14 protein-coding genes are annotated in these 17,491 nt (G+C 70.2%); 6 read left to right on the forward strand and 8 right to left on the reverse strand.

Going from position 1 to position 17,491, the window contains the following annotated elements; translation table 11 throughout:
* Together HII36_RS44495 and HII36_RS44500 are read right to left on the reverse strand one after the other, a co-directional pair.
* The coding region (locus tag HII36_RS44495) for an ATP-binding cassette domain-containing protein (RefSeq protein WP_173529400.1) at positions 1 to 943 on the reverse strand (943 nt) is incomplete at its 3' end.
* Positions 944 to 1,073: 130 nt separating this feature from the next.
* The gene (locus HII36_RS44500; protein WP_328808166.1) at positions 1,074 to 2,585 is read right to left on the reverse strand and encodes an aldehyde dehydrogenase family protein; all 1,512 of its coding nucleotides are present in this window, start codon (positions 2,583 to 2,585) and stop codon (positions 1,074 to 1,076) included.
* A 374-nt stretch (positions 2,586 to 2,959) separates the two neighbouring features.
* On the opposite strand from HII36_RS44500, the gene HII36_RS44505 reads away from it, so the two are divergent.
* Positions 2,960 to 3,475 carry a hypothetical protein gene (locus tag HII36_RS44505; protein WP_173529402.1) on the forward strand — a complete coding sequence of 172 codons (516 nt, stop codon included), beginning with the start codon at positions 2,960 to 2,962 and terminating at the stop codon, positions 3,473 to 3,475.
* Between the two features lie 187 nt (positions 3,476 to 3,662).
* Here HII36_RS44505 and HII36_RS44510 read toward each other — a convergent pair whose 3' ends face one another.
* Entirely contained in the window at positions 3,663 to 4,574 is a 912-nt protein-coding gene (locus tag HII36_RS44510; RefSeq protein WP_173529403.1) for a LysR family transcriptional regulator, read from the reverse strand.
* 150 nt (positions 4,575 to 4,724) lie between these two features.
* Here HII36_RS44510 and HII36_RS44515 point away from each other — a divergent pair, with 150 nt between their 5' ends.
* Both HII36_RS44515 and HII36_RS44520 read left to right on the forward strand, forming a co-directional pair.
* On the forward strand, positions 4,725 to 6,476 hold the full coding sequence (locus HII36_RS44515; protein WP_173529404.1) for an adenine deaminase C-terminal domain-containing protein: 1,752 nt from the start codon (positions 4,725 to 4,727) through the stop codon (positions 6,474 to 6,476).
* Between the two features lie 33 nt (positions 6,477 to 6,509).
* The gene (locus HII36_RS44520) at positions 6,510 to 7,178 is read left to right on the forward strand and encodes a YczE/YyaS/YitT family protein (protein ID WP_217370730.1); all 669 of its coding nucleotides are present in this window, start codon (positions 6,510 to 6,512) and stop codon (positions 7,176 to 7,178) included.
* A gap of 8 nt (positions 7,179 to 7,186) precedes the next feature.
* Here HII36_RS44520 and HII36_RS44525 read toward each other — a convergent pair whose 3' ends face one another.
* The 5 genes from HII36_RS44525 to HII36_RS44545 all read right to left on the reverse strand — a co-directional run bounded on the left by HII36_RS44525 (position 7,187) and on the right by HII36_RS44545 (position 13,338).
* The gene (locus HII36_RS44525; protein WP_173529405.1) at positions 7,187 to 7,684 is read right to left on the reverse strand and encodes a hypothetical protein; all 498 of its coding nucleotides are present in this window, start codon (positions 7,682 to 7,684) and stop codon (positions 7,187 to 7,189) included.
* 203 nt (positions 7,685 to 7,887) lie between these two features.
* Positions 7,888 to 10,200: a hypothetical protein gene (locus tag HII36_RS44530; protein ID WP_173529406.1), complete on the reverse strand. Its 2,313-nt coding sequence runs from the start codon at positions 10,198 to 10,200 to the stop codon at positions 7,888 to 7,890.
* A gap of 140 nt (positions 10,201 to 10,340) precedes the next feature.
* Complete coding sequence (locus HII36_RS44535; protein ID WP_173529407.1) at positions 10,341 to 11,150, reverse strand: carbohydrate ABC transporter permease; 810 nt, start codon at positions 11,148 to 11,150, stop codon at positions 10,341 to 10,343.
* Entirely contained in the window at positions 11,147 to 12,037 is an 891-nt protein-coding gene (locus HII36_RS44540) for a carbohydrate ABC transporter permease (protein WP_217370731.1), read from the reverse strand. The genes HII36_RS44535 and HII36_RS44540 overlap by 4 nt, the downstream gene beginning before the upstream one ends.
* The gene (locus tag HII36_RS44545) at positions 12,034 to 13,338 is read right to left on the reverse strand and encodes an ABC transporter substrate-binding protein (RefSeq protein WP_173529411.1); all 1,305 of its coding nucleotides are present in this window, start codon (positions 13,336 to 13,338) and stop codon (positions 12,034 to 12,036) included. Before HII36_RS44545 ends, HII36_RS44540 begins: the two co-directional genes overlap by 4 nt.
* Positions 13,339 to 13,591: 253 nt before the next feature.
* On the opposite strand from HII36_RS44545, the gene HII36_RS44550 reads away from it, so the two are divergent.
* From HII36_RS44550 to HII36_RS44560, 3 genes are all read left to right on the forward strand, one after another.
* Positions 13,592 to 15,169: an alkaline phosphatase D family protein gene (locus tag HII36_RS44550; RefSeq protein WP_217370733.1), complete on the forward strand. Its 1,578-nt coding sequence runs from the start codon at positions 13,592 to 13,594 to the stop codon at positions 15,167 to 15,169.
* Positions 15,170 to 15,177: 8 nt separating this feature from the next.
* Positions 15,178 to 16,821, forward strand: a complete 1,644-nt coding sequence (locus tag HII36_RS44555; protein ID WP_173529408.1) for a discoidin domain-containing protein — start codon at positions 15,178 to 15,180, stop codon at positions 16,819 to 16,821.
* A 154-nt stretch (positions 16,822 to 16,975) separates the two neighbouring features.
* Positions 16,976 to 17,491: SWIM zinc finger family protein (locus HII36_RS44560; RefSeq protein WP_328808167.1), on the forward strand; the 516-nt coding region annotated here is incomplete at its 3' end.

A 17,491-nucleotide genomic window follows, 5' to 3' on the forward strand; every position in this document is an offset into this window, starting at 1 on the left:
GGGTGGGGGTGTGGCCGGTGAGGTGCAGGAACACCTCGTCCAGGGTCGGCCGGCGCAGGGCCAGGTCCTCGGCCTGGATGCCGGCCTCCCGCAGCGCGCCCACCAGCCGGGTCAGCACGCTCATCCGGTCCGAGACCGGCGCGCTGATCAGCCGGCGGTCCGCGTCCACGCTCACCGCGCCGGCCCCGGGCACGCGCGCCAGCACCGCGGCCGCCGCCTCCACCTGGGACGCCTCGCGCAGCACCACGTCGATGCGGTCACCGCCCACCTGGGCCTTGAGCTGGTCGGCGGTGCCGTCGGCGATGACCCGTCCGGCGTCGATGAGCGAGATCCGGTCGGCGAGCTGGTCGGCCTCCTCCAGGTACTGGGTGGTCAGCAGCACCGTGGCGCCGCCGCCGACCAGCGAGCGCACCGCGTTCCACACCTCGGTGCGGCCGCGCGGGTCGAGGCCGGCGGTCGGCTCGTCCAGGAACAGGACCCGCGGCTGGATGATCAGCGACACGGCGAGGTCGAGGCGGCGCCGCATGCCGCCGCTGTACGTCTTGACCGGTTTGCCGCCGGTGTCGGCCAGCTCGAACCGCTCCAGCAGCTCCGTGGCCCGCTGGGTGGCGCGGCGGCGGCCGAGGTGGTGGAGGCGTCCGAACAGTTCCAGGTTCTGGCGGCCCGAGAGGTCCTCGTCCAGGGCGGCGTGCTGGCCGAGCAGCCCGATCCGCCTGCGGACCTCGGCCGGGTGCCGTCCGACGTCGATGCCGGCGACCAGGGCGCGGCCGGACTCCACCCGCAGCAGGGTGGCCAGGATGCGCACGAAGGTGGTCTTGCCCGCGCCGTTCGGGCCGAGCACGCCGTGCACCGTGCCGCTGGGCACGGTCAGGGTGAGGCCGTCGAGCGCCCGTTTCGCGCCGTACGTCTTCCGCAGACCCTCCGCGACGATCGCGAGCTCCATCCGCCCTCCACTAATCAAATTTGACTACCGGGGCGCCAGCGTAACCACGGCCTGGCTTGCTAGTCAAACTTGATTAGTGAGCGTGAGGAGAGGGGAGCCGTGCGGTGTCGGCTCCCCTCTCCGGGCGTTACTACAGGCGGAAGTCCAGGTCAGGGGTGATGTCCGCGACGTCCATCTGGGCCTTCTGCAGGCGTCCTGAGTGGTCCCAGTTCATCGCCTGCCAGCGGGTGAACTGGTCGAGCACCCACATGCCCGACTGCCGGCTGCCGTTGCCCGACTTGCCGTTGCCGCCGAACGGCAGGTGCGCCTCCGCCCCGGAGGTGGAGTTGTTGACGCTGACCATCCCGGCGGAGATGCCCTCGCGGAAGCGGAAGGCGTGCTGCGGATCGGTGGTGTAGATCGAGCTCGACAGGCCGTAACCGGGACGGTTGGCCAGCTCGATGGCCTCGTCGAGAGTGCTGAAGGTGGTCACGCCGACGATCGGTCCGAACGTCTCCTCCAGGAAGAGACGGTCGGTGGGACGCACGCCGTCGACCACCACCGGGTGGTAGTAGAGACCGTCGTCGCCGGTGAAGTCGTGGTGCGGATTGTCCTTGCTGATCTTTCCGGTGTTCCCGGACACGACCTGGTGGTGGGGCTGGATCCAGGTCAGGAACTCCTCGTACCGGTCCGCGAACTTCTGGTCGAGCAGCGGGCCGGCGAGGACGTCCTGGTCGGGCTCACCGATCTTGGCGTTGCGCACCGCGCGGCCGAACCGCTCCACGAACTCGTCGTGCACGCTCTCGTGCACGATCACCGTGCCCAGGCTGGTGCACCGCTGCCCGGCCGTGCCGAAACCGGAGAACAGCGCGCCCTCGACGGCGAGGTCGAGATCGGCGTCCGGCATGATCACCATCGGGTTCTTGCCGCCCAGCTCCAGGCAGGCCGACTGCAGGTGGCGGCCGGTCAGCTCGCCCACCTTCCTGCCGACCTCGCTGGAACCGGTGAAGCCGACCTTGTGCACGCTGCCCTCGTCGAGTGCCCGCTCCAGGCCGCGGAACGTCTGCGCGCCGTCGGCGAAGACGATGTTCAGCACTCCGTCGGGCAGCCCGGCGGCGGCGAACAGCTGGTAGAGGGCGTGCGCGGAGGCGGCCGCGTACTCGGCCGGCTTCCACACGACCGCGTTGCCGCACAACAACGCCGGCACCAGATACCACGACGGGACGGCCACCGGGAAGTTCCCCGCGGTGATGACCGCCGCCACGCCGACCGGGTTACGGAAGGTGAACAGGTTCTTGTCCGGCATCTCGGACGGCACGGTCTGCCCGTACAACCGGCGTCCTTCGCCCAGGAAGAAGTCGCAGGTGTCGACGATCTCCCGCACCTCGCCCAGCGCCTCGGCGTACGGCTTGCCGATCTCCTGCGTGACCAGCCGCGCCAGCCTCTCCGCGTTGGCCTCCACGAGCCGTCCGATGGACGCGATCACCCGCCCCCGCACCGGCGCCGGCACCTTGGCCCACTCGCGCTGCGCCTCCTTGGCGGTACGGCACGCGTCGGCGAACGCGCCGGCATCGGCGAGCCCCACGTTCGCGACGACCTCACTGGTACGCGCGGGATTGGTGGATGCGTAGACGTCGGTGGAGGCGGCTTCCTTGCCACCCACGACCGAAACGATTTGACGGGTCACCGCTGCCTCCCAAGAGTTCCTTCGGACAGACAATCATCCCCCCGCAAAAAACCCAAGACTCGCACGGGGCGTGGCCGCCAAGGGCATCGCCTTCGCTCCGCTCAGACCGTCCTGCTGGGGGGCTTCGCCCCCGGGCGAGAGGCTCCGCCCCTCGCGCTCCCCGCGCGGGGCGGCCGTGGACCGGGATCACCGAGTCCGCTCCCGGGGCCGAGCCTGCATCATGGGCGGCCAGTGTTGCCGAGACAGAAATCAGGACGAGCATCTTGCGTCCTGACAGCGTCGAAGGCGTTGCTACGGGCATGGCCAACTGACAGTCTCGACGATCAAGAGGCCAACAGAATGGGGCATTCGTGAGCGAGGAGGCCGGCGCGCACATCGACGAGGAACTGCGGGAACTGCTGCACGAGCTCGCCCGACTCCAGCAGGTCGATCTCGGGGAGTTGTCCGAGGATCATCAGCGCTGGGCGCTCTACGACCTCGCGATCCGCGAAGGCGTCGGACGTGACCTGCTCTTCCGGTTGTTGCCGCTGGAACCCGACCTCCCCATGGCCTCCTCCGTCGTCGTGCAGCTGGTGGAGCGGGTGGACCCCGAGGAGAGGGCCGCGTGGGTGGGGCGGATTCCGCCGGAGCAGCGTGACTACGCGCTGCGGCGGGTCGGCGAGCTGGAGATCGTCGACGCGGTGGCCGCGGGGGAACTGCCCGCCGGGCAGGTGGCGCAGCGCCTCGACGGGTGGTCCGACTGGGTGCAGCGGCGCATCACGGAGTGCGTGCGTGACCCGGCGGTGCTGGAGATCATGGCCGAACGCGGCAGGACCAGGCGAGTACGCGGGCAGGCGGGCGAAGAACGGCGGAGGCTTCGCCGGTGACCCGCGCGTTCGCCAGGCGCCGGACGCCACCGCGGCCTCGACACCTGGCATGACCCATAAGCCTCGACAACTGGCATGACCCATAAGCCTCGACAACCGGCTACCCATAGGCCTCGGCACTCGGCATGACCCATTAGCCTCGACACCCCGCATGCCCCATATACGGGCAATCGAGGCGGCGTGGACGTCAGACGGCTGGATGGGCGACGGACTCCAGTGCCTGCACGATCTCCTCGGCGAACAGCAGTCCGGCCAGACCATGACCGTGCTTCTCCCGGCGGATGAGCGACAGGATGTTGTTGCTGAACGCGCGGTCCCGGACCGGGCGGAAGGCCAGGGTCCCGTGGTGGTGCTCCTCGGCGATGTCGAACCTGCTGAGAAAGGCGATCGCCTCGCCACCCGCCGCGAGCCGTTTCATCGTCTCGATCGAATTGGTGTGGAAGGCGGGCTCGACCTTGATCCCGGCTTCGGCGAAGGTGTCGGCGATGATGCCGTGGATCACCATTGACCGGTCGGCGAAGATGAGGGGATACGACGCGCACTGCGCCAGCGGGATCGACTCCATGCGGGCCAGCGGGTGTTTCGCGGCGATGACCACGCCGAGCCGGGTGTCCAGCTGCCAGCAGATCTCCAGCTGCGGCGAAGTGGGGACGTTGAATCCCAGCCCCAGATCGGCTTCGCTGCTCATCACGGCGTGCAGGATGTCGTGGGTGGACATCACCCGGATGGAGATCCTGACACTGGGGTGGCGGGCGTAGAAGCTCGCGGTCGCGGCCGAGACGACGCCGCTGGCCAGGCCGGTCATCGTGGCGATCACGACCTCGCCGCTCGGCAGTGACTGGAGGTCGCGCATCTCGCTGACGGCCTCGCGGTACTCCTGCAGCGTCCTGCGGACGTGCGCGAGCAGGACCTCGCCGGCCGGCGTGGGACGCATGCCCCGCGGCAGGCGTTCGAACAGCGGCTCGCCCAGTTGCTCTTCCAGCATGAGGATCTGCCGGTTGATGGCGGACGGCGCCACGTGCAGCCGCGCGCCGGCGGCCCTGATGGAGCCGTACCGCGCGACCTCGTCGAGGTATTGCAGCAAGCGTGAGTGGAGCATGGGACCTCCCTGACCGGACCGTGCGCAAAAAGCGTACAGTCCGTGCGAAAACGGCTGCTTGTCAGCAACGGTGCAGTGCCATTTCATAGCCACACCGAGTCTCGTTCCGCCGGGCGGAATCCCATCAGCGATCAATCAAGTGAGGACCTTATGGTGCGACAGCAGAAGACGAGTGACGCGGCCGAGGTGTCGGCGCAGTACGACCACGTCCGGACGATCTTCGACATCCTGCACGGCGAGAAGGAGGCGGACCTGCTGCTGCGGAATCTCCAGGTGCTGGACGTCCACAGCGAGACCGTCTACCAGGGCTCGATCCTCGTCTACGGCGAGCGCATCATCGCGTTGAACCCGGACGAGTCGATCGTGCGGGTGCGCGAGGTGTTCGACGGCCAGGGCCTCTACGCGATCCCCGGCCTGATCGACGCGCATCTCCACTTCGACGCCCAGCTCGCCCACCCGGCGGCGTTCGGCGAGGCGATCGTGCCGAGCGGCACGACCACGATCTTCGCCGAGACCCTGGACTTCGCGAGCGCGGCCGGCGAGGAAGCGGTCGAGGCGGCTGAGGCGTTGTTCAAGGATTACCAGAAGCTGCCCTACCGGATCTACGCCTTCGCCCCGGGGAAGAAGACGTCGGTCGAGGTCACCGACGCCATGCTGAAGATGGACCCGGTGATCGGGCTGGGCGAGCTCGCCCACCTCTCGTACATGACGGGCGATGACGACGACTTCCGCAAGTCCGCGCTGGGGCGCGCGAACGGCGGCTTCGTCAACAGCCACTGGGGGGTGACCGCGCTGTCCGACATGTTGCTGAACTACATGCCGGCCATCGGCGCGCACAACAACCACGACGTCTGGAACGAGGAGGACATCGAGAAGAGCATCCGCTACGGCTTCCAGACCCAGATCAAGTTCGGGGTCGGCAGCCCCGAGGTGATCAAGACGATGCTGCGTGCCATCGTCAAGCGCCGCTGGCCGGCCGAGAACTTCCAGATGTGCGCCGACAACATCTCCGTCGACCGGGTCTTGACCAAGGGACACATCGACTGGGTGATCTCGCTGGCCGTCGAGATGGGGCTCAACCCCATCCACGCGATCAAGATGGGCACCCTGTACGCCGCGCGCTCGTTCAGGAAGGACGACGACTTCGGCTCGCTCGCCCCCGGCAGGTTCGCCGACATCGTCCTCACCGACAGCCTGTCGAAGATCAACCCGCGGTACGTGTTCAAGGGCGGCGAACTGGTCGCGCAGGACAGGAAGCTGCTCAAGCGGACCGACCTCGACTACTCCGGCATGGTCAAGGAACCGCGTCCCGGCCTCGCCGACCTGCGTCCCGGCCAGCTCGACCTCACCCCGATCGAGCTCTCGCCCGACGGCGGCCGGGCGAAGGTGCTCCTCTTCGACGTCTACGGCCGCGGGCACCTGAAGTTCGCCCAGGAGGTCTGGGTCCCGGTCGTGGACGGGACGATCGTGCCCGAGGTCGACGGCGTCACGCTGAACCGGATCTCGGTCGTGCAGCGCTACGCGGACGGCACGCGCCACATCGTCAACGGCCTGTTCAAGGGCGTCTCCATCGACCGCGGCGCGGTCTCGACGTTCTGGCCGGCGCCGTTCGCCTACTTCGTGGTCGTCGGCTCCGACAGCGCCGAGATGTGCGCGAACCTCAAGGAACTCGACACCTACGTCGGCGGCTGCGTCGTCACCGAGGACGGCCAGGTGCGGGCGTCGCTGCCGCTGGACATCTACGGCGTCATGGCCGACATGAACCTGGACGAACTGGTGGACGCCACCCGGTCCATCGACGCCGCCCTGGCCGACCTGGGCCACCACAACGAGGGCGAACCGGTCGTCAACAAGCTGTTGACCCTGTTCATCTCGCTGGACCGCTTCGGATTCATGGTCTGAGAGACCGCAGACACGTCAGCCAGGGAGGCAACTGTGTTGCAGCATGAAACGGATGCCGGGGTCGCCGACACCGGAAGTCTGGTGCGGCGGTGGATCACCTACGCCGCCGGCATCTACCTGTTGACCCTGGGCGTCAGCCTGGCCATCAGGGCGAATATCGGGATCTCCCCGCAGAGCAGCCTCACTCGTACGATGACGCTGGTGCTGCCGGAGATCAGCCAGGGCACGTTCAACTTCATCCTCGAGATCCTGATGCTCCTGCTGACGTATCTCGTCCTGCCGAAGGACTTCAAGCTCAGGAACTTCCTGTCGTTGATCCCGGCGTTCGTCCTGGCCGCGTTCCTCGACCTGAACCTGATGCTGACGGACTGGATCGCGCTCGACGCCTACGCGGCCAAGTTCTCCCTCCTGGTGTTCGCGGACGCGACGCTGGCGTTCGGCCTGTTCCTGATGATCCGCGCCAACCTGGTGCTCATGCCGGTCGACATGTTCGTCAACACGATCTTCAAGCGAACCGGCCGCAAGTGGGGCAACATCAAGACGGCCTTCGACTGCACGCTGCTGGTCATGTCCGCGGCGATCGGCCTGATCTTCCTCGGCGCGCCGCACTTCATCCGCGAGGGCACCATCATCAACGGAATCCTCGTCGGGCAGTACATCAAGCTCTACTTCTTCCTGTTCAAGAAGTTCAGCAGGAAATAGCGCCACTCTCACACCCGGGCCCTGATCTGACGCACCTCGTGCCCCAGCGCGGCGCCCAGCCTGGCCAGCTCGGCCTCGGTCAGCGGGCCCCGGCCGGGATTCCACACCGCGATCTCGAACCGGGCGAAACCGCACGGCTCCTCGTAGGTCAGGTCGGTCAAGGAGACGCGGGCCCGGCAGCACGGCACCTGCGCCTGGAGATCGGTCAAGGACTCGTCCCAGAGCGAGCTCTCCGCCAGGGCGTGCAACCAGCCGGGATCGATCGACCGGCCGCACAGATGGCAGACGATCCGGGTCAGATCCTCATGCGGGTGCACGATGGTGACGGCCTCGTGCCACTCGACGTCGACGTCCTGGCCCGAGGCTCCTTCCGGGAGCAGCTCGCGCAGCAGGGCGGCGCACCGCTCGGCCGCCTCGCGGGAGGGCTGCCAGCGGGGATCGGCCGGGATCACCGACACGACCTCGGTGACGTCCTCTGCGACGTCCTCTGAAACGTCCTCGCCCATGCCGTCACCCCGTGCCGCGGCCGACGGACGAGTGAGGACGCGAGCGACCCCTGCGGCGGCTGGGACAGCGCCTGGACGTGAGCTCATCTGATGCCTTCTGCGAGCGAATTCTCCGGTTCATGGCACAACCATGGTGATCGAGCGCGGTTGAAGTTCTGTTGAGCCCTAGTTGAAAGACCCGACTCCGCCCGGATTCGCGCGCTTCACACACCTTCGATCAAGGTCAAGGCGCGCTGTGCGGCCCGCTGATGATGCTCATCACCCCAGGCATCGCGTTCCGTCACGCGCTCCGGGCCGTACGCGATGGCGGTGAGAGCGGGTACGGCCTCGGCCGCCGCCCGGCCCATCGTGCCCAGCGCCTCGATCGCGGCCAGTTCCGACCCGTGCCCGCCGAGCCCCAGATCGGGCATCGGCCGGGCGGCCAGGGACTTCAGCAGCGGCTGGACCAGCCCGGTGCTGTCGCTGGTGATCGCCCACAGGGCCCGGGCCAGCGCCACCCGGTTGTACCGGTGGCCGTAGTGAGGGTTGTCGAAGTGCTTGCGCAGCGCCGGGACGGCGCTCGCGGCGGCCGGGCCGAGCTGTTCCAGCAGCGGGGCGATCTCACCGGCCCGGTGGCCGGAGCCGGCGAGATCCGCGGCCAGCAGCGCCGGGGCCCGGCCAGGCTCGCCGGTGATCCGCCACAGTGCCCAGGCCGCGGGGCCGAGGTCGCGGTCGCCGTCGAGCAGGGCGCGTACCTGGGGCTCGACGGCGGCGGCCGCCGGGCCGACCGCGCCGACCAGCGGGAGCATGAAGGCCGTGTACGTCGGCGCCAGCCGCTCGGCGATCGCCGGCAACAGGGGCGCCGCCGCCGCGCCCCAGGAGACCAGCGCCTTCAGGCACTCGATGTAGTCGATGTGGCCATGTACGGGTGCGGGGCCGAGAACGGCCAGCAGGGCGGGCGTCAGCGCGTCGGCGTGCGCCGCCATGGGCGGGATCAGGTCGCCCGCGTCGAGGTACCTGAACTGGAGATACTCGTCGCTGCCGAAGGCGGCCGAGAGCCAGGGGATGCAGCGGTGGTCGCCCAGCCTGGCCAGCCCCACCATGGCGGGTTCCGCCGCCTCGGGCCACGGCTCGCCGGGGTCGCCGGTCAGCCTCGCGGCCAGCACGTCGGCGTACGCGGCTGAGGCCTGCCCGGATTCGGCGATCAGGTCGACGGCGTCCACCAGGGAGTCCTTCCCCCGGACGAACCCCTCGCGGCGGCGCTCGGCCGGCGGGGTCGACAGCAGGTCGCGCACCCGGCCGGCGGCGCTCGGCAGCAGCTCGGCCGGCGCGGACCGCCACCGCCAGATCGCCTCCCGCGCGGCGAACAGCCGCCGTCCGATCTTCCGCGCGCCCGGACGGCTCAGCAGCTCCCGGGTCACCGCCAGGTGCCAGCGCTCGGCACGCATCAGCACCGCGCTGACGGGGCTCAGGTCGTAGCCGAACCAGCGCATGCGGTCGAGCGGCGAGCCGGGATCGGCCTGCACGTCCGCGACCAGCCTGATCAGCGACTCGTCACCCGGCCCGCCCCCGTGGCCGGACGCCCCGAGCCCGGCCGCGGCGGCAGCCCGCAGCTCGCGATGCCGGCCCTCGCGAGGGGCCGGGTCACGGCGCTCGCTTCGGCGGTCGGTCGGGTCGTGGCGCTCGTTCTCGTGGTCGGTCGGGTCGTGGCGCTCGGATTCGTGGTCGGCCGCGTCGTGATGCGCGTCCGGGTGGTCGGTGACGTTGCGAAGTCCGTCCGGTTGGTCGGTGAGGTTGTGTAGTCCGTCCTCGTGGTCGGTGGGGTCGTGTAGTCCGTCCGGGTGGTCGGTGGGGTCGCGAGGTCCGTCCTCGCCGTTGAGCGGGTCGGGGCGCGCGTCGTTCGGGCCGAGCAGGTCGGCGAACCAGGTCGCGTGCTCGGTCGCGGCCAGCCAGGCCACCGCCAGCACGCAGGCCACCGCCCCGGCATCGCCCCTCGCCCCCGCTCGCGTCCGCGGCGGTTTTTCGGCGCGGGTGCGTAACGCGGGCAAGGTACGCGGTGCGGCGTCGGGCAGGACGGCGAGCAGGCGGGCCGTCGCCGCGACCACCCGCGGCGAGACGTCGTCGAGCAGACGCACGAGCGCGTCGGCGCGTTCGACCATGGCCGTGCGCGCCAGTGCCGCGTAGTCGGGCTCCGGCCCGGCGGCCGGGTCGCGTGCGAAGTTGCGATACGGCCGGGCGACCGCGATGTCGGTCATCAGCTCCACGAGCAGCCCCCGGTGCGGCTGGCGGGCGACGCCGGTCGCCTCCACCAGGTACGGCACCAGGTGCGGCGCCGCCGGGTAGACCTCGGGGCCGGACCCGTCGACCAGCCCGTAGCGCAGCCCCCACACCGGCGACCTGTCACCGACGTCCGACGGCGCGTCCACGATGGCGCGCAGCAGGTAGGGCACCCCGTCCTGCCGCCGCTCCGGCCAGGGGCCGAGCCGCCTCCAGGGGATCTCGTCCACGCCGTCGAACACCGCACCGCCTCCCGGCACGGGCCGGCTCGCCGCGACGCCCCGGTGGCGTCCGGCCCTGCCCGTGTGCGCCGCAGCATGGCAGAGCCGGGCGACAGTTTCCGGGCCCGCACCGGGCCCGCGCCGGCCCCGCGCCGGCCCCGCGCCGGCCCCGCGCCGGGTCAGGCCTTGACGGCACCGCCGAGCAGGCCGGACACGAACTGCCGCTGGAACAGCAGGAAGATCAGCATGAGCGGCAGCGTGGCCAGGAACGCGCCGAGCATCAGCCCGGCGTAGTCCACGTGCGAGAGCCCGATCAGGTGGTTCAGCGCCACCGGCACCGTGTAGTGCTCGGCGGAGTTCAGCATCAGCAGCGGCCAGATGAACGCGTTCCACTGCGACATGAACGTGAAGATGACCAGCGCCCCGAGCTGCGGACGTACGCACGGCAGCACGATGCGGTAGAAGATGCGCAGGTCACCCGCGCCGTCCAGGCGGCCGCTCTCCAGCAGCGAGTCGGGGAAGCCGATGAACGCCTGCCGCATCAGGAAGATCCCGAACGAGTTCGCCAGGAACGGGATGATGATCGACTGGTACGTGTCGACCCAGCCGACGCTCGCCATCATCTGGAACAACGGCACCAGCAGCACCTGGAACGGGATCATCATGGTGGCCAGCACGACGCCGAGCAGCAGGCCGCGTCCCTTGAAGCGGTACTTCGCCAGCCCGTAGCCGCACATCGCGGAGATGAGCGCGCTGAGCGCGGTGTAGACGAGCGCGGTCCACAGGCTGGTCGCCAGCACCCGCGCGAAGTGCACGCTCTCCTCCAGCCGCACCAGGTTGGCCAGCAGCTCGCCGCCGGGCAGGAACGGCGGCGGCGAGGCGAACAGGTCGCTGCTGGAGTGGGTGGCCGCGACGATCATCCAGTAGAACGGCACGACGCTGACCAGCGCGCCCGCCACCGCCAGCACCCGGACCACGATCCTGGTCATGCGCGCTCCCTTCCGAAGTAGCGGAACTGCAGCCACGACAGAGCGCCGATGAGCGCGACCACGACCCAGGCGATGGCCGCCGCGTAGCCGAAGTCGTGCTGCTTGAAGCCCACCTGGTAGAGGTAGAGGATCGGCGTCAGCGTCGCGTCGCCCGGGCCGCCGCCGGTCAGCACCAGCGGCTCGTCGAACAGCTGCAGGGTGCCGATGGTCGAGGTGATCGAGCAGAACACGAGCACCGGCTTGAGCTGCGGCAGGATCACCCGGCGGAAGGTCGTCATCGGGCCCGCGCCGTCGATCGCGGCGGCCTCGTACTGCTCGCGGCCGATCGCCTGCAGCCCGGCCAGCAGGATGATCGCGTTGTAGCCGGCCCACCGCCAGGTGAGCGAGGCGATCAGCGCCACCCGGGCCCAGAACGGGTCGTTCAGCCAGTCCACCTGCACGCCGAGTATCTGGTTGACCGCGCCGCCCTCGGTACGCAGCAGCACCCGGAACACCACCGCGTACGCCACCAGCGTGGTCACGGCCGGCAGGAAGTACGCCACCCGCAACGTGGCGCGGAAGCGCAGCCACGACTGGTTGAGCACGTACGCCAGCACGGTGGCCAGCCCGATCATGACGGGCACCTGGACGAGCAGGATCAGCCCCACGTTGACCAGCGACTGCAGGAACGACGGGTCGCCGGTCATCCTGAAGTAGTGGTCGAGGCCGACGCCGCCGCCCTTCAGCTGGACGCTCTGCACGAGCGAGGCGGCCAGCGGGTAGGCGAAGAACAGCGCGATCAGCGCCGCGGCCGGTCCGGCGAAGATCCAGGGGACGGTGTGCCGGCGCCACCGCCCGCGCCGCCGCCGGGTCAGCGGCGGCGCGAGTGACGTGGTCGGCGCGGTCAAGAGGCGACCTCGCGCTTGGTGGCGGTGGCGAGCTGCTCGGCCGCCTCGTCGAGCGCCGCCTTGGGATCATCGCCGTTCAGCAGCGCGCCGGAGACAGCCTTCTTCAGCAGCTCTTCCGCCTGCTTGTCGTCGCCGGTCAGCTGCACCGGCGGGATCTGGCGCACCTGGTCGGCGAAGAGCCGGTTGATCTTCTGGTCGCCGAAGTACGGCTGCGCCTCGTCGAAGTACGGGTCGCTGAGCGCGGGCAGGTAGGCGGGGAACAGCGCCTCGGTCTTCATCATCGACACCTGCCGCTCCTTGGCGGCCAGCAGCCACTCGACGAAGGCCCAGGCCGTCTGCTGGTTCTTGGTCTGCGCGGTGATGGCCAGCGCGGAGCCGCCGTTGGCCGAGGTGCGGGCGCCACCGGCGTCGAAGGCGGGCAGCGGGATGACGCCGAACTTGCCCGACAGTTCCGGCATCTCGCCGGTCAGCGTGCCTGCCCACCAGGCGGCGGTCGGCTGGGTGGCGGCCTTGCCCTCCTTGGTGGCGGTGACGCGGCCGTCCCAGCCCTTCTCGTTCTGCAGGAGGTCCTTGTCCTTGAGCGTCTTCAGCAGGGTCAGCGCCCGGACGGCGGCCGGGGTGTTCACCGCGACCTTGCCGTCCTTGAAGTAGCCCTGGCCGAGCTGCTGGAGCAGGGTGGTGAAGCCGGCCGGGGTGCTCGCGTCGGTGACGAACAGCCGTTTGCCGGTGGCCTGCTTGATCTTCTCGCCGGCCGCGACCAGGTCGTCCCAGGTGGCGATGGACTCCGGGTCGACCTTGGCCTGCTCGAAGTAGTCGCGCCGGTAGTAGAGGCCGACGGGCGCGGAGTCCCACGGCAGCGCGTACAGCCCCTTGCCGGAGGAGGCGGCGGCCCACTTGGCGGGGTCGAAGTCGGCCTTGTACTTGCTCGCGACGGGCGTCAGGTCCACCAGGCCGCCGGGGAAGTTCTCGGCGTATCCGGGGATGACGGTGTCCTCGAGCGTGATGACGTCGGGGAGTCCGGCGCCGGACTTGAGTCCGACGGTGATCTTGTCGTAGGCGTTGTCGTAGCCGATGTCCACGACGTCCACGTCGACGCCGGGGCGCGCCTTCTCGAACTCGGGGGCCAGACGTTCGAGTGCCTTGGCCGCGACATCCCACGACCAGATCTGGATTTTTCCGGACAGCTTCGCGGGCTGGCCGCTCGGGGAGGCCGCGAGCGTGGGGGCCGGTTTGGCCGGAACGCCTCCGGTGGCGCAGGAACTGACGGCAACGGCGGCCAGCAGTCCGGCCATGAGCTGCATCTTCTTCACTTCGGCACCTGTGCTATGTCATGTGCTGCATTCTGAGTTTTGAATACAATACGCACCAGGACTCGCCCGCACCAGAGGTTTCGCTCGGTCCGCGTGAGCAGGGCTCAATCTGGAGCTCCAGCTTTCTCCTCTCAGGTCTCCTTCGCCCCAGTGACTTCGCCTGTTCATGCGTCGTACGATTTTCCATATTTTAATATTTTTTCGGGATTCGATCCGAACAAACGAACGAATGAGGCAAGACCAGGTGAAACCCGATCAGTGGCACCGGCTGCTCGACAGCCGCGCGTCCCGGCGCCAGATGTTCACCTACGCCGCCGGCGTAGCGGGACTCGTCGCGCTCGGACAGCTGCCCAGCGGGGCGACGGACCCGACGCCCACGCTGCCCGCCAACCCCTTCACGCTCGGGGTGGCCTCCGGCGACCCCCGGCCGGACAGCATCGTCCTGTGGACCAGGCTCGCCCCCCAGCCCCTGGCCGACGACGGTCTCGGCGGCATGCCGCCGGTCGCGGTACCCGTCCGGTGGGAGATCGCCGAGGACGACGCCATGCGCAGGGTCGTCCGCAAGGGCACCGCCACCGCCAGGCCGGAACTGGCCCACGCCGTGCACGTCGAGGTGCACGGCCTGCGGCCGGGACGCGAGTACTGGTACCGCTTCGCCGTCGGCAACGAGACCAGCCGCATCGCCAGGACCAAGACCGCCCCGGCTGCCCACTGGGCCACCGAGGTCTCCTACGCCTTCGCCTCCTGCCAGCAGTGGGAGGCCGGGTTCTTCACCGCCTACCAGGACCTGGCTGCCCAGGACGTGGACCTGATCGGGCACCTCGGCGACTACATCTACGAGTACGGCATCGGCGCCACCGGCGGCCAGCGCAAGACCCCGCTGTCGGCCGCGCACGGCGCCGCCGTCCAGACGCTGTCGCAGTACCGGCTGCGTTACGCCCTCTACGGCACCGACCCCGACCTGCAGGCCGCCCGCGCGGTCGCGCCCTGGTTCGTGTCGGTCGACGACCACGACGTCGAGGACAACTGGGGCGCCGACCGGTCGCCCACCGGCGCCACGGCGGAGAACTTCCTGCGCCGCCGCGCCGCCGCGTTCCGCGCCTACTTCGAGAACCAGCCGGTACGCCCGTCCAGCCTGCCCACCGGGCCGGACATGTCGCTGTTCCAGACGATCCCGTACGGCAGGCTCGCCACGTTCTACGTCCTGGACGAGCGCCAGTTCCGCAGCCCCGCGAACATCACCGCCCGCCTCGACCCGAACCGCACCATGCTCGGCCAGGACCAGCTCGACTGGCTGCTGCGCGGCATGGGACGCTCGCGCAGCTCGTGGAACATCCTGGCCAACCAGGTCATGATGTTCCAGCTCGACCGGCTCACCGACCCCGGACTGCAGCAGCTCAACCCCGACACCTGGGACGGCTACGCGGCCGAGCGCGACAGGCTCTGGGCCGGCATCACCGAGCGCCGGGTCGCCAACCCGGTCGTGATCACCGGTGACGCGCACGTCAACGTGGCCTCCGAGCTCAAGGCCGACTTCGCCGACCCGAACTCGCCGAACGTCGGCGTCGAGCTGCTGGCCACCTCGATCACCTCGGGCGGCAACGGCACCGACACCAGCGCGGGCGGCCAGGAGTGGCTGGCCGCCAACCCGCACCTGAAGTTCTTCAACAACCAGCGCGGATACGTCCGCTGCCGGGTCGCCAAGGACACCATGCGCGCCGACTACGTGGTCGTGGACAAGGTCACCACCCCCGGCGGCGTGCCGTCGGTGCGCAAGTCGTTCGTCGTCGAGTCCGGCCGTCCGGCCCTGCAGGACGCGTGAGGTTCACCATGAGGAAAACGTTCTTCGCCGCCGCGGCGCTCACGCTGGTGCCGCTCGGCGCCGTCCCCGCCGCCGGCGCCACCCGCGACCCCGCCCTGCCCAGGACGGAGCCGGGCCAGGTGCTGGTCGTCCAGGCCAACCTGCAGGACTCGGTGCGTCCGGCCGACGCCGCCGACACCACCGACCTGGAGAACTTCGCCAGGAGGCTGGTCAGCAAGGTCCCGGCCGCGCCCGACGCGCTCGTGCTGAACGAGGTGCTGGGCAAGGGGGCCGAGCGGCTGGCCTCGTACCTGCGCCGGGCCACCGGGTACCGGTACTCGGTGGCGCTGGCCGGCGGGCGCTCGGCGTTCCAGGCCGACGGCTCGGTGCGCGAGACCGCCGTCCTGCTCAACTCCGACACGATGACCGCCGCCGCGCCGGGCGCGTACGAGCGGGTGCAGGACGAGGACCAGGCGTTCCTGTCCGCCGCCAAGCTCGACGGCTCGCTGCAGGTCCCGCTGGTCGCCGCGCACCCCGGCGGCGACCCGGCCACCGGCGCCGCGCAGCTCGCCGCCCTGGTGGACGCCAAGTTCCCCAAGGCCGACAACCAGGTCACCGTGCTGGCCGGCGACTTCAGGGCCGGGCGGTGCGCCGTCCTGACCGAGGACCAGGCCATCGGCTGCGCGCCGCAGGCGTTCTGGGCGAACCTGACCGGGGCCAAGGCGTACAGCGACGCGCTGTTCGACAAGGCCGACGCGCAGAGCCGCAACCACAGCGGCTACCTGTTCACCCGCGGCCAGACGCTCGCCGCCGGGCTCGACACCGCCTACGACGCCGACCTGCCCGACCGCGCCGCCTGCAAGCCCGCCTTCGACCAGGGCAGGCCCAGGAACGCGCCCGAGGGCTGCGGGGACGGGTACTACGCCGACGTCCCGTTCGGCTGGGCGCTGCTCGGCAAGAGCCAGCCGGTCCAGCAGTCGATCGCGCCGAGCAGGCTCGCGCTCGACCACTGCGAGCTGGCCTCGCGCGTGGCGCAGGTGTCGGTGCGGATCGTCAACAACACCGACGAGCCGCTCTCCCGCCCTGTCACCGTGACGGCTGACGCGCCGCTCACCGCCACCCCCGCGGCCGCCAACCTGGACGTGCCCGCCCACCAGGGCGCCGGCGTGATCGTCAAGGTGACCGCGCCCAGGGACACGCCGCCCGGCGAGCACCGGATCGCGATCAAGGTCGGGGAGGAGAGCAGCGAGGTCCCGGTGACGGTGACCGAGACGTGCACCGAGCCCAAGGTGTACGCCAGCAGCTTCCACGCCGGCTACGAGCCCGAGCGGGCGGTCGACGGCGACATCGCCACGTTCTGGCACTCGGAGTACTCGCCGCCGCACCCGCTGCCCCAGTCGCTCACGCTCAACCTTGGCGCGACCAAGCAGGTGAGCAAGGTCGACTACCAGCCGCGCTTCGACGGCAACCTGAACGGCACGATCCTCGACTACCGGGTGTCCGTGAGCACGGACGGGGAGACGTTCACGCAGGTCGCCGCAGGTACGTGGGCGCTGGACGCGAGGCTGAAGACCGCGACGTTCCCCGCGGTGGACGCCCGATACGTCCGGCTCGAAGGCACCAAGGCCAGCGGCGGCTCCTACCTGTCCGCGGCGGAGGTGAGCGCCGGCTGACCCTCGGGGAGAGCGGCGTCGTGATGCCGTTCGCCCCGGTGAAAGTGGTGCGACCAGGCAGGGCCCTCCCGTCCGGGAGGGCCCTGCGTGCGTTACGGAAGTCGCCTCCCGCAGGGGGCGCGAAATGTCGGTCGGGGTGGCTAGTGTGCGGCGGGTGATCGAACGGTGGAGCCGTGATCAGGTCCTGGCCCTTGCCCCCGACGCCGCGTCCCAGAAGGCGGCCCAGGGGGTGGCGGCGGCCGGGAAATGGTCGTCGAGCGGCACGACGGGTGCGGTGGTGTTCGGCGCGTGCAAGGGCAGCGGGTCGAAGCCGTACCTGGCCTGCGTCGACCTCGCCGAGCCCGCGTACCGCTGCAGCTGCCCGAGCCGGAAGTTCCCCTGCAAGCATGCGCTGGGCCTGCTGTTGCTGTGGTCGGCGCAGGGCGTGCCGGCCGCCGACGCGATACCGCAGTGGGTGGGGGAGTGGCTGGAACAGCGCGCCGAGCGCGCCGCCAAGGCGGCCGCCAAGATCGAGGCGGCCCGCGCCAGGGCGGCGTCGGACGACTCGGCTTCCCAGGACGGCTCGGCCTCCCAAGACGGTGCGGCTTCCCAGGACGGCTCGGCCTCCCAAGACGGTGCGGCTTCCCAGGACGGCCCGGGCTCTCGGGATGCGGCCGGCGGGGGCGGGCAC

It is taken from the genome of Nonomuraea antri, assembly GCF_013283785.1.
GTDB classification, from domain to species: Bacteria; Actinomycetota; Actinomycetes; order Streptosporangiales; family Streptosporangiaceae; genus Nonomuraea; species Nonomuraea antri.

Coding starts and splice junctions, on each gene's coding strand:
- HII36_RS44525 (WP_173529405.1), bottom strand. CDS start 7,684: ATGGGCGAGGACGTTTCAGAGGACGTCGCAGAGGACGTCACCGAGGTC.
- HII36_RS44555 (WP_173529408.1), top strand. CDS start 15,178: ATGAGGAAAACGTTCTTCGCCGCCGCGGCGCTCACGCTGGTGCCGCTC.
- HII36_RS44545 (WP_173529411.1), bottom strand. CDS start 13,338: ATGCAGCTCATGGCCGGACTGCTGGCCGCCGTTGCCGTCAGTTCCTGC.
- HII36_RS44515 (WP_173529404.1), top strand. CDS start 4,725: ATGGTGCGACAGCAGAAGACGAGTGACGCGGCCGAGGTGTCGGCGCAG.
- HII36_RS44535 (WP_173529407.1), bottom strand. CDS start 11,150: ATGACCAGGATCGTGGTCCGGGTGCTGGCGGTGGCGGGCGCGCTGGTC.
- HII36_RS44510 (WP_173529403.1), bottom strand. CDS start 4,574: ATGCTCCACTCACGCTTGCTGCAATACCTCGACGAGGTCGCGCGGTAC.